General features: G+C 69.1%; 7 protein-coding genes. All 7 read right to left on the bottom strand.

Annotated elements, in window-relative coordinates; genetic code table 11:
• Nucleotides 1-346, bottom strand: a 346-nt coding sequence (locus ACWGI8_RS34145) for a cytidine deaminase (protein ID WP_453666933.1), incomplete at its 3' end; no start/stop codon positions are given.
• 71 nt (nucleotides 347-417) lie between these two features.
• On the bottom strand, nucleotides 418-1,689 hold the full coding sequence (locus ACWGI8_RS34140) for an ABC transporter permease (protein ID WP_453666927.1): 1,272 nt from the start codon (nucleotides 1,687-1,689) through the stop codon (nucleotides 418-420).
• Complete coding sequence (locus ACWGI8_RS34135; RefSeq protein ID WP_453666926.1) at nucleotides 1,686-2,795, bottom strand: ABC transporter permease; 1,110 nt, start codon at nucleotides 2,793-2,795, stop codon at nucleotides 1,686-1,688. The genes ACWGI8_RS34140 and ACWGI8_RS34135 overlap by 4 nt, the downstream gene beginning before the upstream one ends.
• Nucleotides 2,792-4,375, bottom strand: a complete 1,584-nt coding sequence (locus ACWGI8_RS34130) for an ABC transporter ATP-binding protein (RefSeq protein ID WP_453666932.1) — start codon at nucleotides 4,373-4,375, stop codon at nucleotides 2,792-2,794. Before ACWGI8_RS34130 ends, ACWGI8_RS34135 begins: the two co-directional genes overlap by 4 nt.
• 214 nt (nucleotides 4,376-4,589) lie before the next feature.
• A complete protein-coding gene (locus tag ACWGI8_RS34125; RefSeq protein ID WP_453666925.1) occupies nucleotides 4,590-5,636 on the bottom strand; it encodes a BMP family lipoprotein in 1,047 nt (348 codons plus the stop codon).
• A gap of 146 nt (nucleotides 5,637-5,782) precedes the next feature.
• Nucleotides 5,783-7,024, bottom strand: a complete 1,242-nt coding sequence (locus ACWGI8_RS34120) for an amidohydrolase (RefSeq protein WP_453666930.1) — start codon at nucleotides 7,022-7,024, stop codon at nucleotides 5,783-5,785.
• 236 nt (nucleotides 7,025-7,260) lie between these two features.
• Nucleotides 7,261-8,196, bottom strand: coding sequence for a hypothetical protein (locus ACWGI8_RS34115; RefSeq protein ID WP_453666928.1), 936 nt, complete (start codon nucleotides 8,194-8,196; stop codon nucleotides 7,261-7,263).
• Nucleotides 8,197-8,205: the final 9 nt, after the last annotated feature.

Below are 8,205 nucleotides of genomic sequence, written 5' to 3'. Positions count from 1 at the left end.
TCTCCGGGCCCAGCTGATCCGGGCCGAAGGCCAGGGGCAGCATCTCCGCCAGCGTGAGGATGCCCTTGGCAGTCTCCAGCAGCAGGCCGGGCCCGCCGAACTCGTAGAGCAGCTGACGGCAGCGTCCGCACGGCATCAGGATGTCGCCGTTTCCGTCCACGCACGTGAAGTGCGTGAGCCGGCCGCCGCCGGTGGCCTGCAGCTGCGAGACCAGCCCGCACTCGGCGCACAGCGAGAGCCCGTACGAGGCGTTCTCGACATTGCAGCCGCTGACCGTGCGGCCGTCGTCGACGAGGGCGGCTGCGCCGACCGGGAAGCCCGAGTAGGGGGCGTATGCACGGGACATCGCGTCCCGTGCCGCCTCCCGCAGGGCCTCCCAGTCGAAGGCTTCGGCGGCGTCGTTCCCCGGGGCGGACGTCACTTGCCCTGGCCCTTCTTGTAGGGCAGGCCGTCCGCCTTGGGCATCCGCAGCCGTTGTGCCGACAGGGCGAGGACCAGCAGCGTCGTGACGTACGGCGCGGCGTCCACGAACTGGCTCGGCAGCGTGGTGGTCAGCGAGTACCAGGCGAACAGCAGGGCGGACACGCCCAGGCAGATACCGGCCTGCCAGTGCTTCTTCTTGTACAGCTGCCAGGCGAAGGCGAGCACCAGCAGGATCGCCAGCAGCAGGAGCATGGCGTGGACGTTCTCGGCGCCGCCGCGCAGCTTGAGGCTGTCGGTGAAGCCGAAGAGCCCGGCGCCGAGCGCGAGTCCGCCGGGCATCCAGTTACCGAAGATCATCGCGGCGAGACCGATGTAGCCGCGGCCGCCGGTCTGGCCCTCCTGGTAGATGCCCGTGGAGACGATGGCCAGGAAGGCACCGCCGAGACCGGCCATCGCACCGGAGACGATCACCGCGATGTACTTGTACTTGTAGACGTTGACGCCGAGCGACTCGGCGGCGACGGGGTTCTCACCGCAGGACCGCAGCCGCAGACCGAAGCCCGTGCGCCACAGGATCCACCAGGTCGCGGGGACGAGCAGGATCGCGACGACGGTCAGCACGGACAGGTTGGTGACGAGGCCGCCGAGCACGCCCGCGAGGTCGGAGACGAAGAACCAGTGCTTGGCCTGCAGGTCGGCGAGCCCGTCCGACAGCCCTGGGATGGTGATGTCGGTGATCTGGCCGATGTGCGGGGACTGCTTGGAGGAGCCGCCCTCGGCCTCGGCGAAGGTGAAGTCCGACAGATAGCGGGTGACGCCGACGGCGAGGATGTTGACGGCCACACCGGAGACGATGTGGTTGACGTTGAACGTCACCGTCATGATCGCGTGCAGCAGGCCGCCGATCGCGCCGCCGACGATGCCCAGCAGGACACCGGTCCACGGGCCCCACTGGTAGCCCGCCCAGGCACCGAACCAGGTGCCCAGGATCATCATGCCCTCGAGACCGATGTTGACCACACCGGCCCGCTCGGCCCACAGACCGCCGAGACCGGCGAGGCCGATCGGCACGGCCAGCTGGAGAGCGCCGGAGACCTGCCCGACGGAGGTGAGGTCGTTGGCGCCGCTGATCACACGCACCAGCGAGAACAGCGCGAGGCCGCCGGCGATCATCAGCATGATCACGGGCAGTGACAGCTTGCGGCGTCCGCCGCCCTTCTTCGGCGCGGTCGCCGCGGCCGAAACAGTGCTCGTGGACTCGCTCATGCCGCGACCCCTTCCTTGTTCTTGCGGGCCTGGGCGGCAAGCTCCTCGCCGACCTTCTGCTGCTGGCGGCGGAGCCCGTACTGGCGGACGAGTTCGTACGACACGACAACAGCGATCACGATCAGGCCCTGCATGATGATGGCGATCTCCTTCGGGTACCCCGCGATGCCGAGGCCTTCGGCGGTCTTCTCGAGGAAGGCGATGAGCAGGGCGGCGAAGAAGATGCCGACGGGGCTGTTACGGCCCAGCAGGGCGATGGTGATGGCCGTGAAGCCGACACCGACAGGGAAACTCAGGCTGTAGGTGTGGGTCTGGCCCAGCAGCATCGGCATGCCCGAGAGACCGGCGACCGCGCCGGAGATCAGCATGGCGGTCATGACCATCTTCTTGGCACTGACACCGCTCGCCTGGGCGGCGGACTGGCTGGCGCCCGTGGCCCGCAGGTCGAAGCCGAAGCGGGTGCGGTTGAGCACGAACCAGTAGACGATGCCGAGCCCGAAGGCGACGAAGGTGAAGCCGTAGATGCTGCCGCCTTCGAGCTCCAGACCGGGGAACCAGCCGGATTCGGCGATCACACCGGTGGTCAGGTCGTTGGAGCCCTTCGGCTGCACACCGAAGTTGGCGGGCAGGATCATCCACGCGATGAGGCTGGTCGCGATCGCGTTCAGCATGATCGTGGAGACGACCTCGCTCACCCCGCGGGTGGTCTTCAGGATGCCCGCGATACCGGCCCAGATCGCGCCCACGGCCATGGCCACGAACACGATCAGCAGGACGTGCAGCGGACCGGGAAGCTCGACCGCGGCACCGACGACGGCCGAGAGCATGACCGCGAGGCGGTACTGGCCGTCGACGCCGATGTTGAACAGGTTCATCCGGAAGCCGATGGCAACGGCGAGCGCGGCGAGATAGTAGATACCGGTCTGGTTGATGATGAGCACCTGGACGTCGGTGAACTCGACCTGCTCGATCATCAGCGTGTACGGCTCGAAGGGGCTGAGGCCCGAGAGAACCAGTACCACCGAGGTGAGCAGGAAGGCGACGATCAGGGCGAGCGCCGGGCCGGCGATGCCCAGGAGCAGCCGGTCCTTGTCGAACTTCTTCATCGGCCCTCACCGTTCTCAGGGTGCTCGTTGTGCTCAAGGTGGCCGGTGGCGGCGCCGGTCATGGCCGAGCCCAGCTCCTCCGGGGTGATCGTGGCGGGGTCGGCGTCCGCGACCAGCCGGCCGCGGTACATGACCCGCAGGGTGTCGGAGAGCCCGATGAGCTCGTCCAGGTCGGCCGAGATCAGCAGCACCGCCAGGCCTTCCCGGCGCGCCTCGCGGATCTGGTCCCAGATCTGCGCCTGCGCGCCGACGTCCACACCGCGGGTGGGGTGGGCGGCGATGAGCAGCTTGGGTGCGTGGCTCATCTCCCGGCCGACGATCAGCTTCTGCTGGTTGCCGCCGGAGAGGGAGGCCGCGGTGACCTCGATGCCGGGGGTGCGCACGTCGTACTCACGGACGATGCGCTCGGTGTCCTTGCGGGCGGCCTTGAGGTCGAGCAGGCCGCGCCTGCTGTTGGGCCGCTCGGTGACATGGCCGAGGATGCGGTTCTCCCAGAGCGGGGACTCCAGGAGCAGACCGTGCCGGTGGCGGTCCTCGGGGATGTAGCCGATGCCGTCCTCGCGACGCTTGCGGGTCGGCGCGTGCGAGATGTCGGCGCCGTCGAGGGTGATCACACCGCCGTCCGGGTCGCGCATGCCCATCAGGGCCTCGATGAGCTCGGTCTGGCCGTTGCCCTCGACGCCTGCGATGCCCATGACCTCACCCTTGTGGATGGTGAAGGTGATGCCGTCGAGGACCTCGCGGACGACCCCGTCGGGGTCCGTCGCGGTCAGCCGCAGCCTGTCGACGTCGAGCATCGGCACCTCGGTGACCGTCGACTCACGGGTCTCCGGCGAGGGCAGCTCGCTGCCGACCATCAGCTCGGCGAGCTGCTTCGGCGTGGTGGTGCGCGGGTCGGCGGTGCCCACCGTCGTACCGCGCCGGATGACCGTGATGTCGTCGGCGACCGACAGCACTTCACCCAGCTTGTGGGAGATGAAGATGACGGTGAGGCCCTCGGCCTTGAGCTCGCGCAGGTTGTCGAAGAGCGCGTCGACCTCCTGCGGGACCAGCACGGCGGTCGGCTCGTCGAGGATCAGCGTGCGGGCGCCTCGGTAGAGGACCTTGAGGATCTCCACGCGCTGGCGGTCGGCGACGCCGAGCTCCTCGATCAGGGCGTCCGGGCGGACGTTCAGCCCGTACGCGTCCGAGATCTGCTTGATCTTTCTCCTGGCCTTGGCGCCGATGCCGTACAGCTTCTCGCCGCCGAGCACGACGTTCTCCAGCACGGTGAGGTTGTCGGCCAGCATGAAGTGCTGGTGGACCATGCCGATGCCGGTCGCGATGGCGTCTGCCGGGCTGTGGAAGCTGACCTGGTTGCCATCGATGGTGATGGTGCCCTCGTCCGGCTTCTGCATGCCGTAGAGGATCTTCATCAGGGTCGACTTGCCTGCCCCGTTCTCACCGACGAGGGCATGGACGGTGCCCTTGCGGATGGTGATGTCGATGTCGTGGTTGGCGACGACACCGGGGAAGCGCTTGGTGATGCCGCGCAGTTCTACGGCAGCAGCCGGCGGCGATGACGGACTGTACGCGTTGATGACGCACTCTCCTTGGCGGGAAAGGAGCGAGAAGACAGACGTGAGGGCGGGCTGTCGCGGGCAGGGGGTGGGGCGAAGTTATCGCGCCGAAAGGGGCTCTACGCGCGTAGCGATATCGAAGAACAAAAACCGGAGGCCAGAACCCGGTCCGGGGTCCGAAGGGCGGTTGCGCACCGCTCCTCCGGACCCGTGGACCGTCGGTTCCGCCGCTCGGTTACGGAGCGATCTTGACCTTGATCTTACCGGCGATGATGTCGGCCTTGGCCTTCTCGACCGCCGCGACGACGTCGGTCATCTTGGTGAAGGCCGGGTTGGAGGTGGCCAGGCCCACGCCGTTCTTGTCGAGGCCGTAACGGATCTCACCGGACTGCGGCTTGCCGTCCTTGACCGACTTGATCAGGTTGTAGACCGCGCCCGTGACGTCCTTGGTCACCGAGGTGAGGATGGACTCCTTGACGGACGCGAGACCCTTCTGGTTGTACTGGTCCGAGTCGACGCCGATGGCCCACTTCTTGGCCTTGGAGGCGGCCTCGATCGAGCCCGAGCCGGCGAGACCGGCGGCGGCGTAGATCACGTCGGCGCCCGCGTCTATCTGACCCTGCGCGGCGGCCTTGCCGAGGTCGGGCTTGGAGAAGCCACCGAAGTCCGGCGGCTGGGTCAGGTACTGGACCTTGACGTTGACGTTCTTGTCGGTGTCCTTGACGCCCTGGACGAAGCCCGCCTCGAACTTCTTGATCAGCGGGGTCTCGACGCCGCCGATGAAGCCGACGGTCTTGGACTTCGTCACCTTGGCGGCGGCGACACCGGCCAGGTAGGAGCCCTGCTCCTCGTTGAAGACCAGGTTGGCGATGTTCTTGCCGGTCTTGGAGGTGTCGTCGATGAGACCGAAGGTGGTGTTCGGGAACTTCGGCGCGACCTCGGCGATGGCCGTGGCGTAGGAGAAGCCGACACCGATCACCGGGTTGTTGCCGGCGCGGGCGAGCGAGGTGAGGCGCTGGACCTTGTCCGGGTCGCCCTCGCCCTCGCTGGGCTCGGCCTCGGCGCCCTTGACGTCGAGCTCCTTGTGAGCCTTCTCCAGGCCGGCGTAGGCGGCGTCGTTGAACGACTGGTCGCCGCGGCCACCGATGTCGTAGGCGAGGGCGGCCTTGGTGCCGCTGTCCGAGCCAGCCTCGGACGACTTCTTGCCGCCACACGCGGTGGCGGACAGTGCGAGAGCCGCGGACGCGATGCCCACGGTGGCGATCCTGGTGATCCGGCGCACGGAGGGGCTCCTTTAAACCTGACCGAAAGCGCCACTTCCGGCGCTGGTTTAGCGGCGATCGTAACGCGCGTAGATGTCAGGTAAAGACGAGTTCGACAGCCGTTATCGGATCGTCGCGAAGGACGAACCTAAGATGAACTGTCCGATTACGAACGGTGGTCGTCCAGCAGGGCGGCCGCAGTGAACAACTCGACGCCAACCTTGATCGCCTCCTCGTCCACATCGAAGTCCCCGCGGTGCAGATCGAGCTTCGCGCCCGACCCCGGGGGGCGTACCCCGAGACGCGCCATGGCACCCGGGACGTGCTCCAGATACCAGGAGAAGTCCTCGCCGCCGAGGCTCTGCTCGGTGTCCTCGATCGCCTGCAGTCCGCGGCGTGCGGACTGGGCGTCCCGCAGCAGCTCGGTGATCGCGAGGTCGTTGACCACCGGCGGGACCCCGCGGATGTAGTTGATCTGGGACTTGGCCCGGTGCAGCGTGGCGATCTCGTCGACCGCGGCGTGCACGAGGTCCGGGGCGTCGCGCCAGGCGGGCAGGTCGAGGCAGCGGACGGTGCCGGAGAGCTCGGCGTGCTGCGGGATGACGTTGCAGGCGTGGCCCGACTCGATACGCCCCCAGGTCAGGGCCAGGCCGGAGCGGGTGTCGACACGGCGGGACAGCAGCGCCGGGACCTCGGTGACGATCTTGGCGGCGGCCGTGACGAGGTCGGTGGTCAGATGCGGACGGGCGGTGTGACCGCCGGGGCCGTCGAGGGTGATCTCCAGCCGGTCGCAGGCGGAGGTGATGGGGCCGGGGCGCAGCCCGATCCGGCCCGCGTCCACACGGGGATCGCAGTGCACGGCGATGATCCGGCCCACACCGTCCAGCACGCCGGACTCGATGGCGTCGGCCGCGCCGCCGGGCAGGACCTCCTCGGCGGGCTGGAAGATCAGCCGGACGGCGTGGGGCAGCAGCCCCTGCCGGTCGAGGTCGGCGAGGACCAGTCCGGCACCGAGCACCGTCGTCGTGTGCACATCATGACCGCAGGCGTGGGCCCGGTCGGGCACGGTCGAGCGGTACGGCACGCCCGTCTTCGTGTCCGGAATGGGCAGGGCGTCGATGTCGGCGCGGATCGCGAGCATGGGCCGGCCCCGGTCCGGGGTGCCGATGTCACAGATGAGCCCGGTCCCGGTCGAGAGCACCTGCGGGCGCAGCCCGGCGGCCTCCAGCCGCGCGTTGAGCGCGGCGGTGGTGCGGAACTCCTGGTTTCCGAGCTCCGGGTGCATGTGCAAGTCCCGGCGGAAGGTGATGAGTTCGGCACGCAGGGCGTCGGGCAGCGTGCCGGGCAGCGCGTAGTCGCCAGGCACCACAGCTTCGCCGGGTACGCCGGCGTCGGACTCGCGGGACATCAACTGGTTCACCCGTTGAAGAGTAGGCCCCTTCAAGGCCCAACTAACTCGAGATCAACAAAAGTTCAGCCCGATAGGGGATAGAAAACGCGTCTGACGACGCATGGCTGTCCGTCGGTGTGGGTAAGCTCACCCTCTTCCTGACCACGATATGGACAGCTGGGCGTCCTGTCGCGCTCAGACGCCCGGACGAGGGGGCGGGCAAGGTCCACCGAACGAGCTCTGAGGGCGGCCTGTCAGGCGGGAGCCGGCAGCCGGTGGACGTCCCTGGCGGTGCCGGTGACCCCCGCGAGGAACCCCTGTGCGCGCGGGGACGCGGTGTCCTTGAGCCACTCCGGGGCGATGTCGCAGACCGCGACCGTCACACCGGTCCCGGCGAGGGCGAGCGGCAGGGTGTGCACGACGGTCGAAGGAAAGCTCAGCACGGTACGCCCGATCGGGCCGCGCCGGGCGATCAGCTCCAGGGGCAGATCGGGACGGACGATCTCCAGGCCGGTCTCGGCGGCCAGCCGGTGGAGCTTGGCCGGGGTCTCGCGCCGGTGGGCGAAGTAGCGGGTGGCGCCGTGCGTCCTGGCGAGCGCGCCGACGGCCTCGACGTACTGCTCCGGGTCGACCACACCCGTCTCCACCAGTGAGGTGCCGACGAGGTCGGCGCCCCGGGTGATGCGGGGCGGGCCGAACCGGGAACGGGTCCAGCGGAACTGGTTGGCGGTGACCGTGATGCCCTCCGGGGCGTCCACGGGCATCGCGGTGAAGACCTCGACCTCACGGGAGCGCGACGGCGTGAGCCGGCGCCGGGCGGCCGCCGAGACCGGCGCGAGCACGAGCTCACGCGGGCCGCGGCGGCCACGCCGGTGCCAGCGCACCAGCCGTTCGCCGCGCGCGAGCTGCGCGACGAACTCCATGGTCGCGGTGCCGTCGTCGACCACCGTCAGCTGCCGGGTGCGCACCAGGGTCAGCAGGAGCTGTACGTAACGGGAGAACGGGTCGCCTATGACGATCCGCTCGGCCCGGCGCAGCGCCGGGCCCAGACCACGCACCGTCCGCACGACCGCGTCCGCACCGCCACGGGCCTCCTGCCAGCGCACCGCGATCCCTTCGTCGCGGGGCCGCGCGGCCCGCCCGCGCACCGGGCCCCCCGCCCGGGGGGCGGGGGGGGGCAGGGCGACCACCGGCCGGTG

Source organism: Streptomyces sp. NPDC054841 (assembly GCF_053611045.1).
This window is presented reverse-complemented; position numbering and strand designations above follow the sequence as displayed.